This window comes from Psychrobacter sp. CAL346-MNA-CIBAN-0220, assembly GCF_040309805.1.
Taxonomy (GTDB): domain Bacteria; phylum Pseudomonadota; class Gammaproteobacteria; order Pseudomonadales; family Moraxellaceae; genus Psychrobacter.
In genome coordinates this window covers 161,728-184,224 of the sequence record NZ_JBEOPF010000005.1, presented here as the reverse complement: position 1 = coordinate 184,224, position 22,497 = coordinate 161,728, and the positions used below count along the sequence as shown (strand labels likewise).

Annotated in this window: 19 protein-coding genes; 9 read left to right on the top strand and 10 right to left on the bottom strand. The window is 43.3% G+C overall.

What is annotated here, in order from left to right:
* Positions 1-350 precede the first annotated feature (350 nt).
* A complete protein-coding gene (locus tag AAEY88_RS11085) occupies positions 351-1,064 on the bottom strand; it encodes a DNA glycosylase (protein WP_407074452.1) in 714 nt (237 codons plus the stop codon).
* A gap of 361 nt (positions 1,065-1,425) precedes the next feature.
* Between AAEY88_RS11085 and upp the strand changes: the two genes are divergently transcribed.
* Entirely contained in the window at positions 1,426-2,067 is a 642-nt protein-coding gene (gene upp, locus AAEY88_RS11080) for a uracil phosphoribosyltransferase (protein ID WP_350562387.1), read from the top strand.
* Between the two features lie 101 nt (positions 2,068-2,168).
* Positions 2,169-2,921, top strand: a complete 753-nt coding sequence (locus AAEY88_RS11075) for an SDR family NAD(P)-dependent oxidoreductase (protein WP_350562399.1) — start codon at positions 2,169-2,171, stop codon at positions 2,919-2,921.
* 33 nt (positions 2,922-2,954) lie between these two features.
* Here AAEY88_RS11075 and AAEY88_RS11070 read toward each other — a convergent pair whose 3' ends face one another.
* Positions 2,955-3,731: a hypothetical protein gene (locus AAEY88_RS11070; protein ID WP_350562385.1), complete on the bottom strand. Its 777-nt coding sequence runs from the start codon at positions 3,729-3,731 to the stop codon at positions 2,955-2,957.
* 218 nt (positions 3,732-3,949) lie between these two features.
* On the opposite strand from AAEY88_RS11070, the gene AAEY88_RS11065 reads away from it, so the two are divergent.
* Complete coding sequence (locus AAEY88_RS11065; protein WP_350562383.1) at positions 3,950-4,906, top strand: alpha/beta hydrolase; 957 nt, start codon at positions 3,950-3,952, stop codon at positions 4,904-4,906.
* Positions 4,907-5,100: 194 nt separating this feature from the next.
* Positions 5,101-5,937 (top strand): alpha/beta hydrolase, encoded by an 837-nt coding sequence (locus tag AAEY88_RS11060; protein WP_350562381.1) that lies wholly within the window; start codon positions 5,101-5,103, stop codon positions 5,935-5,937.
* Positions 5,938-6,016: 79 nt separating this feature from the next.
* Here the strand turns inward: AAEY88_RS11060 and AAEY88_RS11055 are convergent, their stop codons facing one another.
* Positions 6,017-6,247 (bottom strand): DUF1653 domain-containing protein, encoded by a 231-nt coding sequence (locus tag AAEY88_RS11055; RefSeq protein ID WP_350562379.1) that lies wholly within the window; start codon positions 6,245-6,247, stop codon positions 6,017-6,019.
* A 47-nt stretch (positions 6,248-6,294) separates the two neighbouring features.
* On the bottom strand, positions 6,295-7,506 hold the full coding sequence (gene tyrS, locus AAEY88_RS11050) for a tyrosine--tRNA ligase (RefSeq protein ID WP_350562377.1): 1,212 nt from the start codon (positions 7,504-7,506) through the stop codon (positions 6,295-6,297).
* A gap of 123 nt (positions 7,507-7,629) precedes the next feature.
* Here tyrS and AAEY88_RS11045 point away from each other — a divergent pair, with 123 nt between their 5' ends.
* The 3 genes from AAEY88_RS11045 (at position 7,630) to AAEY88_RS11035 (ending at position 11,587) form a co-directional block, all read left to right on the top strand.
* Positions 7,630-9,018 (top strand): anhydro-N-acetylmuramic acid kinase, encoded by a 1,389-nt coding sequence (locus AAEY88_RS11045; RefSeq protein WP_350562375.1) that lies wholly within the window; start codon positions 7,630-7,632, stop codon positions 9,016-9,018.
* 309 nt (positions 9,019-9,327) lie between these two features.
* The gene (fabF, locus tag AAEY88_RS11040) at positions 9,328-10,695 is read left to right on the top strand and encodes a beta-ketoacyl-ACP synthase II (RefSeq protein ID WP_407074451.1); all 1,368 of its coding nucleotides are present in this window, start codon (positions 9,328-9,330) and stop codon (positions 10,693-10,695) included.
* Positions 10,696-10,819: 124 nt separating this feature from the next.
* Positions 10,820-11,587 carry a hypothetical protein gene (locus AAEY88_RS11035; protein ID WP_350562373.1) on the top strand — a complete coding sequence of 256 codons (768 nt, stop codon included), beginning with the start codon at positions 10,820-10,822 and terminating at the stop codon, positions 11,585-11,587.
* A gap of 147 nt (positions 11,588-11,734) precedes the next feature.
* Here the strand turns inward: AAEY88_RS11035 and AAEY88_RS11030 are convergent, their stop codons facing one another.
* The 5 genes from AAEY88_RS11030 to AAEY88_RS11010 all read right to left on the bottom strand — a co-directional run bounded on the left by AAEY88_RS11030 (position 11,735) and on the right by AAEY88_RS11010 (position 19,244).
* Complete coding sequence (locus tag AAEY88_RS11030; protein WP_350562371.1) at positions 11,735-13,552, bottom strand: aminopeptidase P family protein; 1,818 nt, start codon at positions 13,550-13,552, stop codon at positions 11,735-11,737.
* Positions 13,553-13,958: 406 nt separating this feature from the next.
* Positions 13,959-15,521: a peptide MFS transporter gene (locus AAEY88_RS11025; protein WP_350562369.1), complete on the bottom strand. Its 1,563-nt coding sequence runs from the start codon at positions 15,519-15,521 to the stop codon at positions 13,959-13,961.
* Between the two features lie 318 nt (positions 15,522-15,839).
* Entirely contained in the window at positions 15,840-16,292 is a 453-nt protein-coding gene (locus AAEY88_RS11020; protein WP_350562367.1) for a hypothetical protein, read from the bottom strand.
* A 157-nt stretch (positions 16,293-16,449) separates the two neighbouring features.
* Positions 16,450-18,024, bottom strand: a complete 1,575-nt coding sequence (gene lnt / locus AAEY88_RS11015) for an apolipoprotein N-acyltransferase (protein ID WP_350562365.1) — start codon at positions 18,022-18,024, stop codon at positions 16,450-16,452.
* 320 nt (positions 18,025-18,344) lie between these two features.
* Positions 18,345-19,244 (bottom strand): CBS domain-containing protein, encoded by a 900-nt coding sequence (locus AAEY88_RS11010; protein WP_350562363.1) that lies wholly within the window; start codon positions 19,242-19,244, stop codon positions 18,345-18,347.
* A gap of 257 nt (positions 19,245-19,501) precedes the next feature.
* Between AAEY88_RS11010 and AAEY88_RS11005 the strand changes: the two genes are divergently transcribed.
* Positions 19,502-20,860 (top strand): DUF4105 domain-containing protein, encoded by a 1,359-nt coding sequence (locus AAEY88_RS11005; protein ID WP_350562361.1) that lies wholly within the window; start codon positions 19,502-19,504, stop codon positions 20,858-20,860.
* A 26-nt stretch (positions 20,861-20,886) separates the two neighbouring features.
* On the opposite strand, the gene AAEY88_RS11000 is transcribed toward AAEY88_RS11005, so the two are convergent.
* Positions 20,887-21,390: a YcgN family cysteine cluster protein gene (locus tag AAEY88_RS11000; protein ID WP_350562395.1), complete on the bottom strand. Its 504-nt coding sequence runs from the start codon at positions 21,388-21,390 to the stop codon at positions 20,887-20,889.
* Positions 21,391-21,641: 251 nt separating this feature from the next.
* On the opposite strand from AAEY88_RS11000, the gene AAEY88_RS10995 reads away from it, so the two are divergent.
* Positions 21,642-22,379: a dienelactone hydrolase family protein gene (locus AAEY88_RS10995; RefSeq protein ID WP_350562359.1), complete on the top strand. Its 738-nt coding sequence runs from the start codon at positions 21,642-21,644 to the stop codon at positions 22,377-22,379.
* The last annotated feature ends 118 nt before the right edge of the window (positions 22,380-22,497 follow it).

Sequence of the window (22,497 nt, the reverse complement as noted above, 5' to 3'; positions counted from 1 at the left end):
AAATTACTTATGTAGCCCGCTTCCCTTGCTGAGGGGCGTATTATAGACCCTTTTAATCTGCTGTCAAGAACTTATTTAACTAACTTTTTCTAAAGTGGTAAACCACTTCCTAAAGCCGCTATTCCCTTCCGACTGGGACGCATTATACGCAGTTTGAAGCGGGCGTCAAGGGGTGCGTGGATTGTTTTTATTCAATACTAATCATCGCTTTAATACTGCTATAGTTATCAATGGCTTGGGCTGTTCTTGATTTATAATAAACTAAACTTAGCCTATTGATCAATAATGCTCTTCTTTATATAGGTACTCAATAGAGTTAATCGGTAGCTACTTGTCATTTTATACTCTATTTATAGCTTACCCACCTTTTTAAAGAAAGCCTTATAAGCTTCGACTTTTTTATCTAAACCTAGTGGGTAGGCACGTGAGGTTGAGGGCAGTCTATAAAGTGTTAAATCATTAACCTGTTTTGAGCTTGAGCTTTTATCTATGTCCTGCCATTGATACGGGTAATCTATGCTCTGGTTGGTTTTAGGATATTTGGACTTAATTGGTGGTGTATCAAGTAAGTTAAGTAATACCTCAGTTGCCTTTCCCCCTGTGGTAAATAAAGCTTCAACTTTTGGCACTTGTGGCAAAATGCTATCTAAATCTACTGTTGTGACGACTGTTAAATTCTTATCAGAGGCGTTACCCGTTTCACGAATCGCTTGTATTACTGTGGGACAGGAAGCTATACCGCGCTCGAACATGAAGGCGCGAATACGCTCAGGATCAAAGCGCTTCTCATGCCCTACTCTGAAATAATCCACATCATCAAAGAATACGCGACCATAAATACGCCACATATCATTATGAAAATTGGGGTAGTGAAACCTCATTGCCCATTTATCAACGGTGGGTGGAAAACTCCCCATCATCATGACCGTCGCATCGGGTGGTAAGACCGGGCCAAATGGATGTGTTTCAATATTTGCTGAGTCTGTTTTTAAAGTTTGTGACCATACAAAGTCGTTAGCAGGTTTTAGGGGATCAGTGTGAGTATTCGATGGTGGTTTAGTCATGATATTCTTCATCAGAAAAGTGGTTTTTTTGGTATCATAGCAAGCGTAAACATTGCTTAAAGTGCAATGGCTTTGATATCGTTGTGCTTGATTGTCATAAGACTTGTTATGAACTGCTATTTATAGTGGTTAATCAGATAGATTTATCTGTTATTACTATAAAAGCTTGGGTTATAGAGTCAATATACGATTTTTTAGTGATAATGTTAACCATAAAGTCGAAATCAATCATGAAACAGTTCATTTAAAAGTGCCATGCTTCAATGTATCTATTTGCCAGCTGTCTGTCTAAATGCCCATATTGTTTATCGCATTAGATTAGATATCGTCCAAGAATCAGACCAAAATTAAGAGAGTGCTCATGAGTGACTTAAAAATTACCGTAATCGATCATCCGTTAGTACGTCATAAACTCAGCCTAATGCGTGAAAAAGACTGTAGTACTTATAAATTTCGTACGTTAACCAAAGAGCTTGCCCGCTTGATGGCCTATGAAGCAAGTCGCGACTTTGAGATTGAAACCTTTCCGATGGAAGGCTGGTGTGGCGACATTACTGGTGAACAAATCATTGGTAAGACGGCGACGATTGTACCAATTCTACGTGCTGGTCTTGGTATGTTGGACGGCGTTCTCGATTTAATCCCAACGGCTAAAATCTCGGTTGTAGGCTTACAGCGTGATGAAGAAACCTTGGAGCCAGTACCCTTCTTTGAAAAATTCGTCAGTCATATGGACAAACGTCCTGCGATTATCATTGATCCGATGCTGGCAACTGGTGGCTCGATGATTGCTACTATTGAGATGCTCAAAAAACACGGCTGTAAAAATATTAAAGCATTAGTGTTGGTCGCAGCACCCGAAGGTGTACGCTTGGTCAATGAAGCGCATCCTGACGTGACGCTCTATACTGCGGCATTAGACAGCCATTTAGATGAACATGGTTATATCATCCCTGGTCTTGGCGATGCCGGTGATAAAATATTTGGTACCAAACAGATTTAATATATAACGCCATCAATAACTGCGATAAAGAATGATTTGTCACTAGCAATGGTCATTGATGACTGCTATTAATAACTTAGTATTGATAAAGGGGATGAATGATGAACGTATTGATTACAGGTGCAAGTGCGGGTTTTGGTGAAGCGCTTACTAAGCGTTTGATTGCCAAAGGCCACCGTGTAATTGGTTGTGCCAGACGCTTAGATAAACTTAATGCGCTAGCAGAAGAGTTGGGTGAGTTATTTTTGCCAGTAGTGATGGATGTCAGCGACACCGCTTCTATTCCGCAGATAATCGTTGATCTGCCTGATGACTTTAAGCAAATTGATGTTTTGGTTAATAATGCAGGCCTAGCACTCGGTGCAGAGCCTGCCCAAGAATCCAATCTTGATGACTGGATGCGTATGGTCGATACCAATGTCAAAGGCGTGATGGCGCTAACACATGCTGTCTTGCCAGCAATGGTCGCGCGCGATAGTGGTTATATTATCAATATCGGCTCTATCGCTGGCAGTTGGCCGTATTATGGTGGCAATGTGTATGGCGGCACTAAAGCGTTTGTTAAGCAATTCAGCTTAAACTTACGCGCAGATTTGATTGGTACACAAATACGCGTAACCAATCTTGAGCCGGGCAATGTCGCTGGTACTGAGTTTTCAAATATTCGCTATCACGGTGATAATGATAAAGCTGCCAAGGTTTATGATGGCTTTAAAAGTATGACCGGTGATGATATCGGCGATATTTTATTATGGCTGATTGAGTCTCCTACGCATATTAACGTTAATCGTTTGGAAGTCATGCCCGTCGCGCAAACCTATAACGGGCTGACGATTGCTAAGCAGGATGATTAGAACCGTTAGATAGTTAAACTTAATATCACTCTATCAACGTAATTCATAATAACGGAGCAATACAGCACTTTTTACCTTCTGTAGCTTTGCTGTATTGCTCTCCTCTTCGTTGCTTACCTTATTATCGCTCATATTATCACCCACACTTTGCTCGTCTACTAAACGTAAATCATTAAAATTTAAAATTAATACTTCATTACGGGTGCGCTCGCTAGTGCGTTTGTTATGGCGTATTGGAAATCCTAATACTTGCCTACCTTTCACCCAAATTTGATTAACAATAACTTCTTGAGAGCCTGTTAGCGCTGATTTATTGGCACTCTGGTTACTTGTCCGCGCGCTTATCACTGCGGTAGCCGGATTAAGCGTAGTCGTCAGCAGTTTTTCACGGCGTGCGTTCTTAGATATATTGCCGGCCACGAATAATATCTGATCTAACGGTAAATACTGCGCATGGCGCATCAGCTCATGGCGAAACAATGCCGGTATATCCATATTAAAGCTGTCTTCACTTTGCTGGTAAAAGGCGGCAAAACTGCGCTGAATATAACGCCCAAATACGGTAAAGTTAATCCACTCTTGGTAGATATCATTAGCATATAGGTGCTGCCAAAACTCCTGCGGAGTTGGAGAAGGTTCGGCATTAATTATCGCCATTAAGAGTGCTTGCGGCGTGCTAAACCCCATATCTTTTTCGACTTGTCCAGTCGCTGACTGCCAAGGAAAAGGATACAAGCTATCGTCAAGGCTCGGTAAGGTTGGACGAGCCGTTGCGCAAGCTTGGGCGGAATTACCAAACAGATTTATCATCTTCTCAGTTTAGCAGAAAATTTGTAGATTTCGAGTCGCCCTATCCTGTTTTTTATTTATATATTTGTCTTTACTAGCCTGTTAAAAATAATGTTTTTATGAATCCGCTGACCTAATAAACCTGCTAAATAGATAAACTACAAGGCTCGATTTATCTCTGCTAAATATCAGCAACTTATGCTAGGGTAACGGATACTATATGATAAAGTCGCTAAGTCATGATTACCGCTTTAGTACCCAAACCCTACCGCACGGCTACCCGTCATGTGACGATATCAAACTGCGATAATGGCACGCTGCCGATGACAGTAATTGGACGCGGTAAACCCGTATTAGTACTGCACGCTTATGGTATGGATGCACGTGAGTTTTTGCCTTTTATACTGCCACTGACCACCAAATATCAATTTTATCTGCCGCATTTTCGCGGATTCGGCCTAGCCAAGTCTATTCCACTCACCCAGTTTGATTTCCTTGGCCAATATGCTGAAGATATCAATGCGGTCATTGAGCAAATCTGTAGTTGGCGCGACCTCATCTCTATCCCTGTAGCCGCTATTTCAATGGGAGCGCAAGTGATGTGGGCTTATTTTGGTCGCTACGGATCCGATCGAGTCAGTCGCTACCTAAATATTGACCAAACACCTACGGTTCATAACCAATCAGATTGGCAAGGCGGGCTATTTGGCGGGCGTCAGTCCGAAGTGTTTGATATATTTCAAGAGGTTCTTGATGCTGGGCTGGCCTATGAGCATTTTGATAGCTTTACTCACCTTCCTCATTCCTTAAAGCGGCGCACCACAGATACCGAGCGCATGTTTTCCTTATTGTCCGCGAGTCGGCCCCGCTCTCAAGCCTTTATTCATCTAATGACTCACCAAACAGATCACCAACTGGTATTTTATAATCATGAGACTTGGAAGCATAAGATGCACTGCCTACAAGCATATTTGGCGCTCCCCTATGATTTTCGGGATGTGGCGGAGACACTCACTATTCCTGTAGTGAACTTAATCGGCGGTCGCTCCCAGCTATATGACCCAGAATGGCAGCGCAAAGTTACTCAGATGCTGCCCAACGCGACCGAGGTAGTATTGCTAAAATCTGGGCACGCGGTGCCGCTCGATGAGCCGGTAGGCTTTTATAAAGTATTGAAGAGATTCTTGCAAGACTAATTATTTCGTTACGTTTCAACATAAATAAGACTGTGGTTGACACTATGACTATACAACATCTCATACTAACTAGCTCATCCGCCATTTATACTTAATGATACTAATCAACATTATTTTATAGTTAGCGTCTCTAGACTTTATAACTAGTGTCGCTATGTTGCATATTGGTCTAATCATTCTAAAAGGATAAAGTCATGCCTTATGTTACGGTTGCAATCCAAGCTGATCAACCTATCGATTTGTATTATGAAGTCCAAGGTACTGGCAAACCTGTGGTTTTAATTCATGGCTGGCCACTCAGCGGACGATCATGGGAACCACAAATCGCTCCCCTTGTCGACGCTGGTTTTCAAGTCATCACTTATGACAGACGCGGTTTTGGTCAATCTTCTAAGCCATGGGAGGGCTACGACTATGATACTTTGGCACAAGATTTAAAAGCCCTCATGGACGAACTTGATCTAAAAGATGCGGCGATTGTAGGATTCTCGATGGGTGGCGGTGAAGTTGCTCGCTATCTTGGTCAGTATGGATCAGACCGTATCAGCAAAGCCGTGCTGGCTTCTGCAGTGCCGCCTTACCTGTTTAAAACCGATGACAATCCTGATGGTGGCTTAGAAGAGCAAGATATTCAACAGTTCTTAGATGGGGTAAGCGGGGATCGTATCGCCTTTTTAAATGACTTTACCAAGAACTTTTTTACCCCAAAAGATGGCAAGTTATTAGTTAGCAAACCTCTGCGCCTGTATCACCGTGAGATCGCTTCATTTGCATCGCCTAAAGCCACTTACGATTGCGTCAAGTCATTTGCTTATACTGATTTTCGCGATGATTTGAAAAAATTTGATGTGCCTACATTAGTCATTCATGGTGATGCGGATCAGATCGTTCCCTTTGAAGTCAGTGGCCAGCGCTCGCATGACATAATTGCAGACAGTCAACTCCATATCATTGAAGGTGGCCCGCACGGTAATAATGTGACCCATGCAAAAGAGTTCAACCAAGCTTTGATTGAATTTTTAAACGATTAACTGTCTTTTTAAACGTGTAAAAAAGCGACCTTAACTGGTCGCTTTTTTTTGATCGCTAAACTATAGGTGGTTTTTAAATCTAATCGCTTAAGGCTTTAATCAATTCAAATCTTGGTATTTCTTTACCGTCACGCATCACTGTTTCCGCAAACATGGCTAATGGTCGCACCCAAACGCCATACTCACCGTATAGACAGCGATAAACGATTAGCGTCTCTTCGGTCTCTGAATGTTGAGCGGTGTGCAATACTTGGTACAAATTGCCTTTGTAATGGCGGTAAATACCTTGGGGGATGGTTTTTTCAATCATAATAAAATCTTATTATTTTATCTTAATTATAATAATTTCGTTGGATATCAACCTACCGTCACTTTCGCATACGCTTTCTTGCCTGCTTGGATAACGACCGTTTGCCCAGAAGTTAAGCTATAGCCACCATCGACCACCTCGCCATCTACTTTTACCGCGCCACGTTTTATCATATCTTTAGCAGCTGAGCTATTTTTGGTAAGCCCAGCTTGGTTAAGTATTTGGCCGATAAATAGCGCATCTTGACCTTCTAAATCTAGGGTCACTTCTGGTAAATCTACGGGTAATTCACCATCGGCTAAGACATTACCAGCTGACTTGTGCGCGTTAACTGCTGCGTCGGCGTCATGAAAACGTTCAATCAATTCTTCCGCTAGGAGTCGTTTGATTTCTTGAGGATTGCGGCCGTTTTTCATCTCACTCATTAAGCCTTCAACCTCATCCATCGGTTTAAAGCTTAAAAATTCAAAGTAGCGACGGATTAAAGTATCTGGCATAGACAATATCTTTTGATACATCGTGCCCGGCGCATCATAAATGGCGACGTAGTTGCCCAAAGATTTGGACATTTTATTAACGCCATCGAGTCCTTCTAGAATCGGTACGGTGATACAGACTTGGGGTTCTTGCCCGTAACGGCCTTGCAAAGTACGTCCCATCAATAAGTTAAAAGTCTGATCGGTACCGCCAAGCTCAACGTCAGCTTTAAGGGCGATAGAATCGTAACCTTGAACCAGTGGGTAAAGGAATTCATGGATAGAGATGGGCGTTTGCGCCGCATAGCGTTTAGAGAAGTCGTCACGCTCTAACATACGTGAAACGGTTTGCTGGCTGGCAAGCTGAATCATATCGGCGGCTGACATGTCGTTAAACCATTCTGAGTTAAATACTACGCGGGTTTTTTCTTTATCCAAAATCTTAAATACTTGCTCAGCATAAGTCTTAGCATTGGCTTTGATTTGCTCAACGGTCAATGGCGGACGGGTGCTATTTTTGCCAGAAGGATCACCGATTTTGGCAGTATAATCACCGATTAAAAAATAAATCTCATGACCTAAATCTTGAAAATGTTTAAGCTTATTAATCAATACCGTATGGCCTAAATGCAGGTCAGGCGCGGTAGGGTCAAAGCCAGCTTTGATACGTAGAGGACGGTTGAGCTTAAGCTTAGCGACTAAGTCCTCTTCTGATAGGATTTCTTGCGTGCCGCGCTGGATAAGGGCAAGCTGTTCTTCTAGGGTATATGATTGTTCAGTCATGGCGATCTCTATTTGTGGTCTCTATTGAACGATTCGCGCCTCGAAGAGTTTTAGAACTTCGAAGGCATACAAAAAAATGTTAGAATTTGGCAGATATACTAGCGTTTTTTAAGGTAAATTGCCATGACCAAGCCCGCCTCCGGTGCTGATAATAGAAATAGTAACCATGCAAAAGATAATGAATACCTAAATGTCGTCGCCGATACCAGTGATGATTTAGATTATGCCACACTCACTGATGCGCTTGAGCAAACAGTGTTTGAAAGCTTCGATGACGGTTTATATATCGGTATGATGTCAGGCACTAGCTTAGACGGGATGGATGCGGTCCTGTGTCAATTTAATTCTGATATCAGTGCTGATGATGAATCTGAAACACCTATGCAATTATTAGCCACTTACAGCCAAGATTTCCCGAAGCGTTTACGTGAAGTCTTATTGGCTTTATGCAAGCCAAATGGGGTAAAAGATTTAATCTCGCAAGACGATGAGCCTGATGATAAATGTGGTGAGTTAGATTGGCTCGGTTGGGCAAGTCGTATGTATGGTGAGTTTGCCAGCGAGGTAGTTAATACTTTATTACAGCAAGCGGATATTGACGCCGAATCAATATTAGCAATTGGCTGTCACGGGCAAACGGTTCGCCATCGTCCGCAGATGGGCTTTAGCTTACAATTAGTCGATGCCAATATTATCGCTGAACGTACTGGCATCAGTGTGGTGAGTGATTTTCGCCGCCGCGATATGGCGGTTGGTGGGCAAGGTGCGCCTTTGGTTCCCGCCTTTCATCGAGCATTATTTGCAACCCCCAATACCACTCGTGTGCTACTGAACTTGGGCGGTATTGCCAACATTACGGTCTTGCCAGCAACATCTATTGATGGGCAAGCCAGTAGTCAAAATGGTCAACAAAACGATATTGAGATCGTTGGTTATGATACCGGCCCTGCCAATTTATTATTAGATGCTTGGGCAGCACTGCATACGGGCAAGGATTATGATGCGGGTGGCGCCTGGGCGCAAACAGGGCAAATTATCGAGCCGTTACTAGAACAATTACTAGCACATCCATTTTTTGCTACATCTTATCCTAAAAGTACCGGACGTGAAGACTTTAACCTAGCGTGGCTACAAGCTGAGCTGCAGACATTTGATCAAGCAGCCGCCAATACTCGCTACTCATCAGCCGATGTGCAAGCGACACTCACTGAGCTAACCGCAATAAGTGCCAGCGCACAGATTGAACAATTTATAAACATGGAAAATACATCAGGCGCAATATATGTTTGTGGTGGCGGCGCGCTTAATGATTATTTAATGACACGGCTTCAAGCCCATCTGCCACATTGTACTGTGGACACCACCGCTAGCTTGGAGCTCGATCCGATATGGGTGGAAGCAGTCGCTTTTGCATGGCTGGCGCGACAAACGATGATGGGAGAAACAGGAAATCTGCCAGCAGTGACTGGTGCTCGCAAAGGGGTGGTATTAGGACAGATTTGCTTTGCATAGCTGTAAATTCATATGATTGTCAGTTCGAGTAGCTCTTAGTTTTCTGAACAACTAAAGATTCAAAGGTTAGACAGGTAAAAGGCTTAAGAAAACGTCTACTATTAATAAAGCGCTTATCAGTCGCTTCATCATCTTTTATCACCACGTTGACCTTATGGGTAATTTTAAGTTTACAGTTGTAAACTAATGTGTTTTATAATGGTTGCTAAAATAATGATATAACGCTATAAATAATGTAGCATGACTGCATGATAGTTATTATAACAACGTTGAGCCCCCCTTTAGGATTGAAAGTACAGGACATATCGAATGAGCCAATACAGTAATTCATCTACACCTCAAGCCAGTAATGCTGCCACAAAACCCTATCAAAAATCACGTCAGAAGCCGCCTCATTATGAACGTTCCGATGAGATGCGAGTGGTGGTCACAGGTCTAGGCACCGTTACTCCTTTGGGTTTGGATGTCGAAAGTACATGGACACGGTTACTAAATGGTGAAAGCGGTATCACACCGATCACTCATTTCGATACGACTGATTACCGAACCCAAATTGCAGGGACGATTAAAGACTTTGATGCTAAGCAATATATGAGCGCTAAAGAAGCACGACGCTATGATGAATTTATACATTATGGCGTAGCAGCCTCCTCAATGGCCTTGCACGATGCCGGTTTTATCGAAGCAGTCAGTGCCGATGATGCGCCAGTGCAAAATGTAGATGAAGAGCGCTTTGGCGTTATTTTAGGGTCGGGTATTGGCGGTATACAGACTATTGAGAACAGCCGCGATCTGCTGCGTGATAAAGGGGTTAAAAAAGTCACCCCATTTATTATTCCGGGAACGATTGCTAATATGGCAGCGGGTCTAGTCGCGATTAAACACAATTTAAAAGGTCCTAACCTTGCTACTGCCACCGCCTGTACAACGGCCACTCATGCCATCGGTTTGGCAGCACGCTTAATCGTTTATGGTGATGCCGATGTAATGGTTGCTGGTGGCAGTGAAAAAGGGTCAAGCCCATTAGGGGTGGCAGGATTCGGGGCAATGCAGGCGCTCTCAACCCGTAACGAGGAACCCGCTAAAGCGTCACGACCCTTTGATAAAGATCGAGATGGGTTTGTACTTGGTGATGGCGCTGGGATGATAGTACTTGAAAGCTTAGCTCATGCTAAAGCACGCGGTGCGACAATACTTGCTGAGCTAGTAGGCTTTGGGATGAGTGATGATGCCAGCCACATTACCGCCCCTCCAAAAGACGGTAACGGTGCAGCACGTGCCATGCAAAATGCGCTTAATGATGCTGGAATTGACTCATCGCGGGTCGGCTACGTTAACGCCCACGGCACCAGCACGCCTTCAGGCGATGTCGCTGAGTCCAGAGCGATCGAAACGGTATTTGCGTCTGTTAAAGACAGTATTTTAGTCAGCTCAACCAAATCGATGACCGGCCATTTAATGGGGGCAGCCGGTGGTATTGAAGCCATCTTTACCGTTCTTGCTCTACAGCATCAGCACGTACCTCCAACGATCAATCTGGACAACGTTGCCGATGATTGTAATCTAGATTATGTACCTAACCAATCCCGTAAAGTTGATAATCTAAACTATGCAATTTCTAATAGCTTCGCCTTTGGTGGCACCAATGCTTCATTAGTCTTTGCACGCTGGTCGTAGAATCATTGACTAGCATCACTGCGTAATGCTATTAATGTAACGCTAGTATCAGAGTTACTACGTTTGTCCCCTTGCAGCCCCTTATTGTCCTTTCGTATGATAAGGGGTAATTTTTGGAACTTTTATGGAAGAGACTATGTCAAGCTATTCGTTTTCCCATCAATTTTATCAACACTGGACGCTTGCACCGGAGCCGGTACGCGCAGCTATCGTCCAAGAGTTAACGGATATCACGACCCTACTAAGCACCGATACTCCTTTTGAGGAGTTTGTCTTTAGTCTGCCTGATCTTGATGCCCATCTTGATCAATTATATAGCACTCATCAAACACAACAAGCCGCTGCACAAGAGCTTGCTGATAAACAAGCACGCGATCGAAAAGTAGCTGAACAGCAGCGTTTGGTAGAAGAACAAAAGAAACGAGCAGCAGCAGAGAAAGAAGCAATAAAAAAAGAAACTAAGCGTCAGCTAGAAATCTCTAAAAAAAATGTACCAAAAGAACAAGTCAACGCCGATGCTAAAGATCAGCAAAAAAATGGTGACAACAGTGAGAGCCGCCATAATAATAACGGTAGTAACGCGAGCGCTGTAATAAACAAAGGTTCTCATGAAACAGCTAAGGATAAAGTCAGCATCATATCTACTGGTAGCATTAATGCTATCGCCAGTAAATCTAGTCCAGATATAGCCATTGATTTAACATTAAAAAATTCTCAGTTAAATGCCACGCATGAAGATTTAATCCATGAGTTGGAAATGCATATTGATGATTACTTAAGTGAGCAAATGACGCAAATGTCTGAGAACTTAAAGGCATGGTTGCGCTCTGAGGTCAGCCAACAACTGTTAGAGACAAGACAATCAACCGATAGCATCGCTAAGAAAAAATAGCGTTTCTTTTATAACACTTCTCTAATATAGAAAGACGGTATAAGAAGCTTCATTAATGTGCCTTGATATAACTTAATATAAAAAGCGCCCAGTAAATAATTTACTGGGCGCTTTTTTATGAACCTCTTAATACTTTAATGGCTGATTTTACAAAGCTTGCGTACGCTCAGTGAGCCATTCAAGAGCAGCACCACTAACGCGCTCGTTTAGCTCATCATAGACTTGGCTATGATAATTATTTAGCCACTCTATCTCTACTTGAGTCAATAATGAAGGTTCAACCAAACGGGTATCGATTGGGCAATAAGTCACCGTCTCAAAGTTCAGAAAGTCACCGAACTCAGTTTCCGTAGGCTGCTGCACTGGCATGTTAACCATAAGGTTTTCGATACGAATACCATATTTACCCTCACGATATAATCCCGGCTCATTACTTGAGATCATACCCGCTTTCATCGCGCGCTCTTTAGGTATGCTGGCACTATAGGCAATCACTTGCGGGCCTTCATGAACGTTTAAGAAGAAACCGACGCCATGACCGGTACCATGACCATAGTCCATCTGCGCTTGCCATAATGGCGCGCGGCAAATCGCATCAATCAAAGGTGAAGCAATACCATTAGGAAAGTTAGCTCGCGCAAGGGCAACATGGGCTTTAAGCACGGTCGAAAAGTCACGTTTATGATCGCTGCTTACTTGGCCAATACCGACGACACGGGTAATGTCAGTAGTACCGTTTTGGTATTGCGCTCCTGAGTCAATCAGTAGTAAGCCGCCTTCGCCTTCAGCAACATCTAGATAGCTGAACTTTTCTAGGGTCGCGCGATAGTGTGGCAAGGCGCCATTATCATTAAAGCCTGCAATCGTCGGAAAGCTAGGTGAGACATAATGCGGCTGCTGGCTACGTACTTCTATCAACATACTATCAACATCAAGCTCACTTAAGCGCTCGCCATCATTCAAGCGCTGCTCAAATGCAGCAAAAAACTCACATAACGCCGCGCCATCTTGGCGCATCGCTTCACGGACATGGTCAATATCGGCATCTGATTTAACTGATTTAAGTAAGGTGCTGGGAGCCATTTGTTCAATAAAGCCAACATCATCTGCTATTTTTGATAACGTACCGATAGCAACTTTGCTCGGATCTAGTAGCAATAAATCATCAGGAGTAAGCGCGCCTAATGCGTCCTGTACCGCATTATAATCAGCAAGGGTAACGCCGCTGTCTTTTAAACTTTGCTCAATATCGCTACTGATTTTATTATTATCGACAAACACAGTCGCTTTTTCTTCATCAATTAGCATATGCGCTAAAAATACCGGATTGTAGTCAACATCAGCACCGCGTAAATTGGTCAGCCACGCGATATCATCTAAACTCGATAATAGATGATGAGTCGCGCCTGCTTCCTTCATGCCTTCTCGTACCGCTGCAAGTTTTGAGGCAGCCGATTGCGCGACAAACTGTGCATCATGGACGTATAATTTTGCCGTTGGTAGCGCTGGACGATCTGCCCAAACATCAGTGAGGACATCACGATCAGTAATCAAGGTAATGTCATTAGCGTCAAAAGCATTTAATAAACGATCTTGCTCAGTGATAGACAGTACATTACCGTCAACGGCGACACTGTCCCCTTCTTGTAGATGATCGGCTAACCAGTCAATATGATTGGGCTGCTTTGGCGCCATTTTTTGTAAACTAATACCGGTATCAGCTAATTGATCAGCGGCGTGTACCCAATAGCGGCTGTCTGTCCATAACCCTGCAAAATCAGCAGTGACCACTAAGGTACCCACTGATCCTGTAAATCCTGACAACCATTGACGTGTCTGCCAGTATTCAGGCAAATACTCAGACAGATGCGGGTCCGCTGAAGGTACAATAATCGCGGTCAAGTCTTGCTCAACTAATGCTCGACGCAAACTATCGATACGATCATGAATGTTTTGTTTATTCATTGGGTTATTCCTTATTAATTTTTAGAGTAGTTCTATTATGAGGCGCCTATAGATAGTCTTTTTATTCGGGCAGTTGAACTTATCTTTAGCAGTTATTATTTAGTACTTAGTAATGACAAGCACTATTTGAATCTAAGCAAATGAATCAGTTGATTAAAAATAAAAAATTAGAATATCGAGAATAAAGGTAACACGATATAAAAAGACAGCCAGATAAGCACCAGCGAAACGCTATTATAGAACTAACATTATTAGATGTTTGGGCAAATCGTAAGCTTTCAATAGCTTGATAGAAAATCTACCCAAATCAGATAACAAAAACGTGCGACCGATTATGGTAACACGTCTTGTCATGCGTCACTTGTGCTGTTGTCATTCACACAGATATAGTAACAACTCTCATTCATTAGCTAAGCTGATCAGCATGCTCACTCTTTTTAAGCATATTATTAACAGGCTTTGCTAATGCTAATAATATGAGGGCGGTGACCACCAAAAAGATGGTCATAGTCGTAAATAAACCCGGTAACCCTTCGATCTTATCCGCTGACACGTGACCACCAAAGAAGGCAGCAACCAAGTTACCCAGCGCTATAGACGCAAAGAAAAGCCCCATCATCTGGCCTTGCATACCCTTTGGCGCAAGCTTAGTCATAGCAGATAAGCCAACAGGACTGAGCGCTAACTCACCGAGGGTCAACAGGAATAGGCTGCCCACCAACCACAAAGGTGAGGCCAATCCACCCGCATTGGTCAAGATGCTTTTAGAGGCAAATATCATCAAAGCAAAACCAGCGGCGGCCAACAGCATACCAAGCGCAAACTTAGTCATACTACTTGGCTCAAGACCTCGATTGCCAAGCTTGACCCATAAAATACTAGCAATTGGCGCTAACATTAAAATAAATAAAGGGTTAAGTGACTGAAACCAAATGCTGGGTATCTCAAAGCCTAAGACATTAAGATCGGTATAGTTATCAGCGAACAAGTTAAAAGAAGTCGGTTGCTGCTCAAAGCTTGACCAAAATAGCGTCGAGCCAATAATCAGAATGAAGCAAATTAACAAACGCAGCTTATCTGTTTTATCCAGTCGCGGTGAGAGAAACATCACCACAAAGTACAGTATGACCACTGCTGCAATGATATAAGTCATATACTCTGCGACCATTTCAGGTGCAAATGGCATAATACCGGTACTGACCGAAATTGTTAGCAACGCCAAAAGGGCTAGGAACCCTATTACCCAGCGTCCCACATTTTTGAAACGGCCGTTCGTTTGTTCCCATTCAGGACTAATGTTTTTGGCACGGGCATAACGATTTAAAGTTTTCTTAGCTGAAAAACGATAGATCAACAATGAAACCAGCATGCCAAGACCACCGACACCAAAGCCCACATGCCACATGCCTTTCTCTTTAAACACACCGACAATAAGTGCGGCTAATAACGCGCCAATATTGATACCCATATAGAATAAAGTAAAGCCGCCATCACGGCGCGAATCGCTCTTGGGATACAAGGCACCAACCATCACTGAGATACAGGTTTTAAATAAGCCTGAGCCTAACACAATGCACATCAGCCCTACGAAAAATAGTGTCATACCAAATATAGCGGATAGCGCAATACACAAATGACCAAGGGCAATAATAATACTACCCCACCATAGCGCACGCTCTTGACCCAGCCAATTATCTGCCAGCCAGCCACCAGGCACTGCCGCCAAATAAAGGGAGCCGGCAAAGATACCATAGATAGCCGAGGCAGTGACCTCATCGAAGCCAAAGCCGCCGCTACCAACGGTCGCCACCATAAATAAGACCAGCAGTGGACGAATACTGTAATAAGAAAAACGTTCCCACATTTCTGTGAAAAATAATGGACGTAGCGGTTTGGGATGCCCCATGAATCCATCTTCTAGCGCTGCTATTTCGGCGGCACTAAACTCTGATTGTGACTCCGTGCTCATAAATTTATTCCTTTAAATATCACTATAATGATGACCAAGCCCTTAATTATTCTGATAGGCGGTCATATGCGCAGGTTATTGTTCCACTAGAATCTTTACAAGTAAAGAAAAAATTGTTTACTTGCTAGACAGTAATACCCAATAAAAAACTCGCCCTCAGTAGCTGAGAACGAGTTTTTAGCATAATTTGTGGCAACTTTATGGAGTTGTAGAAACCCATTTATTTTATAAAGCTAGTAGATATTAATACTAGCAGCACGTTTACTTACCATACCTTGATCCTAGACACCTTTAAATCTCAGAACCTTACTAGGATATTTATTGCGTGACTGCCGCTTTATCAGCATTGCCGCCCTCTAAGTCACCATCCGCTTGTTCAGCAGATAAGTCAGCATCAGCAACAGCGGCTTGATTCACTGTTCCTTCAGTAGTTGCCGTGCCCGCTTCAGCAGCAATTATCGCATCGCCAGTGCCGGGAGCAGGGGTGACTGTCGCATCAGCAGGGATTGCTACCGCTGAGGTTGCTGCTGCATCAGTACTGGCTGGAGCAGCAGTATCTACAGGGGCTGGTGCGGCATCTTCTGCAGCAATAGCCGTCGCGCCATCAGCCGCTGCTGACGCTTCAGTAGTCTCAGCGGTAATATGCTCACCAGCCGGGCGCAAAAAGGCTGAGATACCAATGAGTAAGACGATACCTAAAAATAAGGCGACGCCGCCTAAGGCAAACATGAACTCTTTCATGGGATTGTTTTTGACGATATCTTCTGACATACCTTATCCACCTTGCACAAAAAATATTTAAAATATTGGCCTATTATATCGCAATTTATACTGATTTGTTAAAACCCTTAACTATTTAAAGGAATTATTATCAAAGAATTTGCTTATTAAGGATTTATGACCTTCATAGAGCGATAAATAATTCTATTTATTGGCCCAAACGTTCACGATTGGTTGATCGTTTGCCAAGATAGCTTAATAGTAATAGCAAGGCAATGATGATTAATATAGGGTAATGACCCATGAGCATAAAGGGCGTATTCCCAACTCGTGCTTGAATATCACCACGCAATACTGTGCGCTCAAACTGTGGCGCCCGCTTAACGATGCGGCCTTTATGATCAATGATAGCAGTAACACCAGTATTGGTTGCCCGCATAAACCAGCGGCCGTTCTCTAACGCGCGCATCTGTACCATTTGTAGATGTTGCAAAGGTCCTGCTGAAGTGCCAAACCACGCATCATTAGAGATGGTCAGTAAAAAATCGGTATCTATCGCATTTTGGCGCGTGGTCTCAGGGTATGCCACCTCATAGCAAATAGCGGCACCTATATTGTGCCCACGGACCTGTAGCGGTGACTGCTGGTCACTACCACGACTATAGCTCATTATATCTTGGCTGCCTGCTAAGTTAGGCAGAATATCAAGCATTCCTTCAAACGGAATATATTCGCCAAATGGCACTAGACGTTGCTTTTTATACAAACCATCCGCCTGCGCACCCAGCGCAATCACGCTATTATAGAAAGGCGGGTATTTATCGGTACCGGCATCGAATGCCGCCTCATCTTTATAAGGAATGCCAGTTATCCAGGTAGTATTAGTAGCTTTGGCCATTTTGACCATTTCACTGATAAAGCCAACAGCCTCAGTCTGAAACATCGGAATAGACGACTCAGGCCACAGCACAATATCGCGCCCCCACTCACTACGCGTTAAGGTTGCATAAATTTTGAGGGTCTCCACTTGATATTCGGTCAGCCATTTTATATCTTGCGGAATATTACCTTGAATTAAGGACACTGATAAATCGGGTGTGCCTTTAGGCTTCGTCCATTGTGGATTAATCAACCATAACGACGTGCTAATCACTAATAGCGCTATTGAAGCAATCATATAGCCACCGCGGCGACGCAATAGCTCAACCACACTTGCCGCCAATAATACCGCGACAAAAGAGACCGCAAACACCCCAGCAACTGGCGCTAGTGATGACAGCCAATACTGCTCAGTAAAAGCATAACCAACAAACAACCACGGAAAGCCGGTAAACAGCCATGTTTTTAGCCATTCTTGCAATATCCAAAGGGCGGCAAACGAAAACGGCTGCTTACCAACCATACGGTTAAAAACCAACGCTAAAAAGCCATGAAATAGTCCCATACCGAGACCCATCAACGCAATCAAAATAAGCGCTAACCATACTGGCGTATTACCATAATCATGGATAGAGGTATATAACCAAAACGCGCCAACACACCACAATCCGGTGCCGTAAGCCTCGCCAATAATAAAGGCGCGCTTGCCACTCATGGCTGGTATTAGTAGGGCGTACAAAATCGCCGGAGAGACCAACGCTAGTGGCCAGAATCCATAAGGCGCGAGTGCGAATAAAAATATTGCCCCTGCCAGCCACGCAATTAAAATAGCCAGACCAAGCGATAAACGCTTAGGTTTATTGGGGTTCAGACGCTTTTGTAAATCAACGGTAGACAGGCGCATATCAATTATCCAAAGTTCTCAGTCTTAAATCTGCAGTCAAAATTTATTATGAAATAGACCGCTTAGTACAGCAGGCAGCCCCTCAAAATAAAACTCGCCCATGATACCAGCCTATAATAATAAATGGGAAAATTTGCGTATCTTGTTTGACTAGCATACCGTTACATATTTATAGGAATTTATGTATGAGAACCTAAAAAGCAAAAAACACGACCGCAATCGTGTTTTTATCATTCATGTTTTTATGCGTTGAGGATACTGAGGAAAAGTACTGCTGATATTTATAGTATCAGCTTCAGTAAAAATTGCTAAGCACCGATTTATTGACTGCCTATTGATAGCGACTGATCAGGATTGGTTTTGGTCAGCTCCAAATCATGGATAAAGCGCCCTTCTACATCAGTGACTGTAATTTGCCAGTCATCGATTTGTACGCTCTCCCCTTCGAGGTCACCCACATAGCCAAGGGTTTGCATCACCAGACCGCCCATCGTATCGACATCGGTATCATCGAAGCGACTACCCAACTCGTCATTACAGTCTTCAATGACCGTAGACGCTTGTACACGCCAAGTATTGGGTTTTTCTGGATGGACGACGATATTGTTAATATCACTGTCTTCATTGAAGTCGTCATGTTCATCGACGATATCGCCGACTATCTCCTCGAGCAGGTCTTCCATCGTCACCACGCCAGCAAAGCCACCGAACTCATCAACCACAATGGCCATATGTACTTGCGTACGCTGCAAAGAGCGTAATAAGGTATCAGAACGCGCCGACTCACTGATATATAAAGGCTGGCGTACCAAGTCCTTTAAGCGTTTACTATCGATTTTATCTTCTTGATCACGCACCATATGCACTAAAATAGGAATCAAGTCTTTAGCCAATAATATCCCAATGATCGCATCATCATCTTGACTGTCAAAAACAGGGTAGCGTGAGTGAGTGGTATCAAGGATGATGTCCATCACTTCAGCAAGGCCGGTACTTTCGTGCAAACCGATGACTTGCGGGCGCGGGGTCATGATTTCACGCACTTGGGTCGCGGGTAGATCTAATACACCTTCTAACATATCGACGGTATCAGGCTCTAAAAATTGGCGCGAGTGTTGCACCAAACGAATCAATTCATCACGGGTTTCGGGGGCGGTCGATAGCCAGCGTTTTAAGCCGCGCATCGACCAACTACTCGGGCTGGGTGTGTCGTCAGACATGGTTATGTAAGTTAACCTCTTTAGTTCAGGATAATTAAGATAGGGTAAGAAAAATACTAACTACCATAGTAAATGGGGATTAAATACCAAATAAAAACAGCTGATAAACCATGACCTAGAAACGATAGATCATCGCAAATTAGCTTCACTTTATCTCATGCCTCACTGACATTCAACGATAAATTTATCCAAATTGTATTGTCAGTAGGTTATATACTTTGCTATGGTCAAAGCCTCTATTCATTTAATCTACGCTTATGTCGCCTCGCTCTTTTTTTTCGCAGTTGTTCTCGTTACGTAAGACTGACCACAATCTAGCAAACCGCAATAAAGACAACACTTGCCAGCAACGCACGCGGTGGCATTATATTGTGCAGTTTTTTATTGTGGTGGCGCTACTATCATCCGCCGTTTGGCTATTGATGGCAATTTGGTATCAATTTGGGTCGCATAGTCCAATATCTTGGTTAGTGACAGCAATGATAGTGAGTTTATTAACGTCGCTACTTACTTTGCGCTATTTTTCCAATATTTTTAATAATAAGCTGTCCAAAAACAAAACAGTTGAAAGTAGGCTTTCTAAAGGGAATATTGCTAAAAACACAGCCTCTAACAGCATAGCTTTTAATAAAGGCACAACCACTAAAATTACCGCCACTAAATGGCTTTTTGGATTATATACTAGCGTATGGCTGATAGGTGTTGGCTGGTTTATCTCCATTACACCGCAGCAGCAACGCGACTGGCAGCCTGATGTCAGTCAAAGACTTTCTTATCAGCGCGATTCGAATAACCCTGATTTGATTACATTTACCAATGTACGCAACTTTGACTGGCATAGCGCTAATGAGACTAATGCCAATAAAACCAGCAAGAATACCGTTGAGCGCTGGGAGTCCCGTACTGTAGATCTGTCCAAATTATCCGGCGTCGATGTGATTAATTCCTACTGGATGGGGCCACTGATTGCCCATACCTTAGTCAGTTTTCGCTTCGAAGATGATAGGCCATTATCGTTCTCACTAGAAATTCGCAAAGAAAATGGTGAATATTTTTCAGCGCTTGGCGGATTTTTTAAGCGCTTTGAGTTGAGTTTAATTGCCGCTGAAGAGCGCGATATTATTTATACTCGTACGAACGTGCGCGGCGAACAGGTTTATTTATTCCCTGTCAGTCATTTACAACAACGCGAAATTAGATCATTGTTTGAGTCTTATTTAACCGTCGCCGATGAGTTAAACACAGAACCAGCGTGGTATAACACTTTGACCAGTAACTGTACCAATATTATCTTTTATATGGCGCGTATCGTTAGTGGTCAGCGGCTACCATGGGATTATCGAATTTGGGTCTCCGGTTGGCTGCCAAACTATCTATATGACATAGGTATGCTCGATGCGGCTCCAGAGCAAGACGGTCAGCCGTGGTCAATGGACAAGTGGTATGAACAGGCGCATATTAACCCGAAAGTAAAAGGCTTCGTCAATCAGTCGCCTGATACTACAGATATGAGTATCAGTGATGTTCGCAACAGTGACTTTTCGACCCAAATTCGTCAAGGTATCCCTATTCCACTTCTTGCCGACTCTCATGCCATAAGGGTTAATCCAAACTGAACCAACAGCTGCTAAATGAATATTAGCTAAGGATTTACCCAATTGACCACTCGCGTTTCCATCTCTTCATCAGCCATGCCAGTCTCAGTGACGCAGCGACCTGCTATTCCAATATTAGCGGCGCGCATTTGCTGTTGAGTAATAACCGCATTTTCAGTCAATAATAGATGCCAATCTGGTAGCGCCTGCCCTTTATACACCCGTTTATAAGCGCAGTGCTCAGGTAACCACATCATATTTGGCATCTTCTCAGCGGTCAGTTGAATACAGTCCGGCACATACTGCTGGCGAGTATCATAATGCTGACAGTAACCGGTAGCGCAATTCATCAACTGGCAGGCCACATCAGTATATTCAACTAGGTTTTCGTCAACGTCACCATTCTCATCTTCATCAATATATTTGATCAAGCAGCAACTGCCGCAGCCATCACATAAGGCTTCCCACTCATTATGATTCAGCTCGCTTAGCGTATAGCGCGACCAAAACTGCGGACGCAAGGGTTCAGTTGGCGTGCTATCGGTAAGCATAGGCACGGCTGTCTCTGACTTTATATCCGATTTTTTGTCTGGATGAAAGTCTAAGCTGGTATCGGATTGATGTAACAAATTTAGCTTCATAAGATCGCAGTAGCATTTTGATAAAGAGCGTTACAGTATTATAGCTGTTTTTGACCGTTATGGGCGTTAAGGTAGTACGGGTAAGCAAATTGCATACTGATAAATACAAATGCATTAACAACATTCATGCTATAAAACTCAAAATATAAAAGGACAATAATATGTCAATTAAGACGTTTGAACTAATAAGCACCACTGAAAATGGCATTCAGCTAATCAGCTATGTCGCGTTGCCAGAAAACGCCTCAGATGATAATTCAGTAGCAGGTATTTTGGTCGCACCAGAATGGTGGGGTGTGGTCGAGCATCCAAAAACCATTACCGAACGCTTAGCCAAAGCAGGCTATGCCGCTGTTGCAATGGATGTATATGGTGAAGGCAAACTAACCGCCGATGCTGCTCAGGCAAATATGTGGATGGAACAAGTATTAGAAGACCAAGATATGCTGATGGCGCGCTGTCGTTTGATTCTCAATGACTTCAGTGATCAATTGGCGGTCAATGGCGATAACCTAGGCGCAATTGGGTTTTGCTTTGGTGGCAAAATTGTCCTTGATATGGCACGCGAAGGCATGCCATTAAAAGCAGTCGCCACTTTCCATGGTAACCCTGAACCAAAACAGCCAGCGGATAACAAATTCAAAGCGAAGGTCCTAGTGGCTCACGGTCGCGATGATTCTATGGTGTCTATGGAGGCGATTGAAGGTCTTAAAAAAGAGCTAGACGCCGCTGAAGTTGATTACACCATTGATGTCTATGACGATGCAAAACATGGCTTCACCAATCCAAACGCAGATGAGCGTGGCGCTAAAAACAATGTTGACCTTGGCTACAATGAGACCGCAGCGAAGCAAAGCTGGGATAACATGCTGGAATTTATGAAAGCCAATTTAGGCTAGTCATTTAAATCGGTAGCTTAGATCAGTCACTTGAATGACTATTTTTAGATTAGCCATAATGAATCTATAGCAGAGTATGCGAGTCATGCTCTGTTTTTTTATGGCAAAAAATTAATGG

Bases quoted from the DNA above. Each gene is read 5' to 3' on its own strand.
- AAEY88_RS11045 (WP_350562375.1), top strand. From the start codon at position 7,630: ATGACCAAGCCCGCCTCCGGTGCTGATAATAGAAATAGTAACCATGCA.
- AAEY88_RS11005 (WP_350562361.1), top strand. From the start codon at position 19,502: ATGTCGCCTCGCTCTTTTTTTTCGCAGTTGTTCTCGTTACGTAAGACT.
- AAEY88_RS10995 (WP_350562359.1), top strand. From the start codon at position 21,642: ATGTCAATTAAGACGTTTGAACTAATAAGCACCACTGAAAATGGCATT.
- AAEY88_RS11085 (WP_407074452.1), bottom strand. From the start codon at position 1,064: ATGACTAAACCACCATCGAATACTCACACTGATCCCCTAAAACCTGCT.
- AAEY88_RS11000 (WP_350562395.1), bottom strand. From the start codon at position 21,390: ATGCTTACCGATAGCACGCCAACTGAACCCTTGCGTCCGCAGTTTTGG.
- fabF (WP_407074451.1), top strand. From the start codon at position 9,328: ATGAGCCAATACAGTAATTCATCTACACCTCAAGCCAGTAATGCTGCC.
- AAEY88_RS11055 (WP_350562379.1), bottom strand. From the start codon at position 6,247: ATGATTGAAAAAACCATCCCCCAAGGTATTTACCGCCATTACAAAGGC.
- AAEY88_RS11030 (WP_350562371.1), bottom strand. From the start codon at position 13,552: ATGAATAAACAAAACATTCATGATCGTATCGATAGTTTGCGTCGAGCA.
- AAEY88_RS11070 (WP_350562385.1), bottom strand. From the start codon at position 3,731: ATGATAAATCTGTTTGGTAATTCCGCCCAAGCTTGCGCAACGGCTCGT.
- lnt (WP_350562365.1), bottom strand. From the start codon at position 18,024: ATGCGCCTGTCTACCGTTGATTTACAAAAGCGTCTGAACCCCAATAAA.
- AAEY88_RS11035 (WP_350562373.1), top strand. From the start codon at position 10,820: ATGGAAGAGACTATGTCAAGCTATTCGTTTTCCCATCAATTTTATCAA.
- upp (WP_350562387.1), top strand. From the start codon at position 1,426: ATGAGTGACTTAAAAATTACCGTAATCGATCATCCGTTAGTACGTCAT.
- tyrS (WP_350562377.1), bottom strand. From the start codon at position 7,506: ATGACTGAACAATCATATACCCTAGAAGAACAGCTTGCCCTTATCCAG.
- AAEY88_RS11020 (WP_350562367.1), bottom strand. From the start codon at position 16,292: ATGTCAGAAGATATCGTCAAAAACAATCCCATGAAAGAGTTCATGTTT.
- AAEY88_RS11025 (WP_350562369.1), bottom strand. From the start codon at position 15,521: ATGAGCACGGAGTCACAATCAGAGTTTAGTGCCGCCGAAATAGCAGCG.
- AAEY88_RS11060 (WP_350562381.1), top strand. From the start codon at position 5,101: ATGCCTTATGTTACGGTTGCAATCCAAGCTGATCAACCTATCGATTTG.
- AAEY88_RS11075 (WP_350562399.1), top strand. From the start codon at position 2,169: ATGAACGTATTGATTACAGGTGCAAGTGCGGGTTTTGGTGAAGCGCTT.
- AAEY88_RS11010 (WP_350562363.1), bottom strand. From the start codon at position 19,244: ATGTCTGACGACACACCCAGCCCGAGTAGTTGGTCGATGCGCGGCTTA.
- AAEY88_RS11065 (WP_350562383.1), top strand. From the start codon at position 3,950: ATGATTACCGCTTTAGTACCCAAACCCTACCGCACGGCTACCCGTCAT.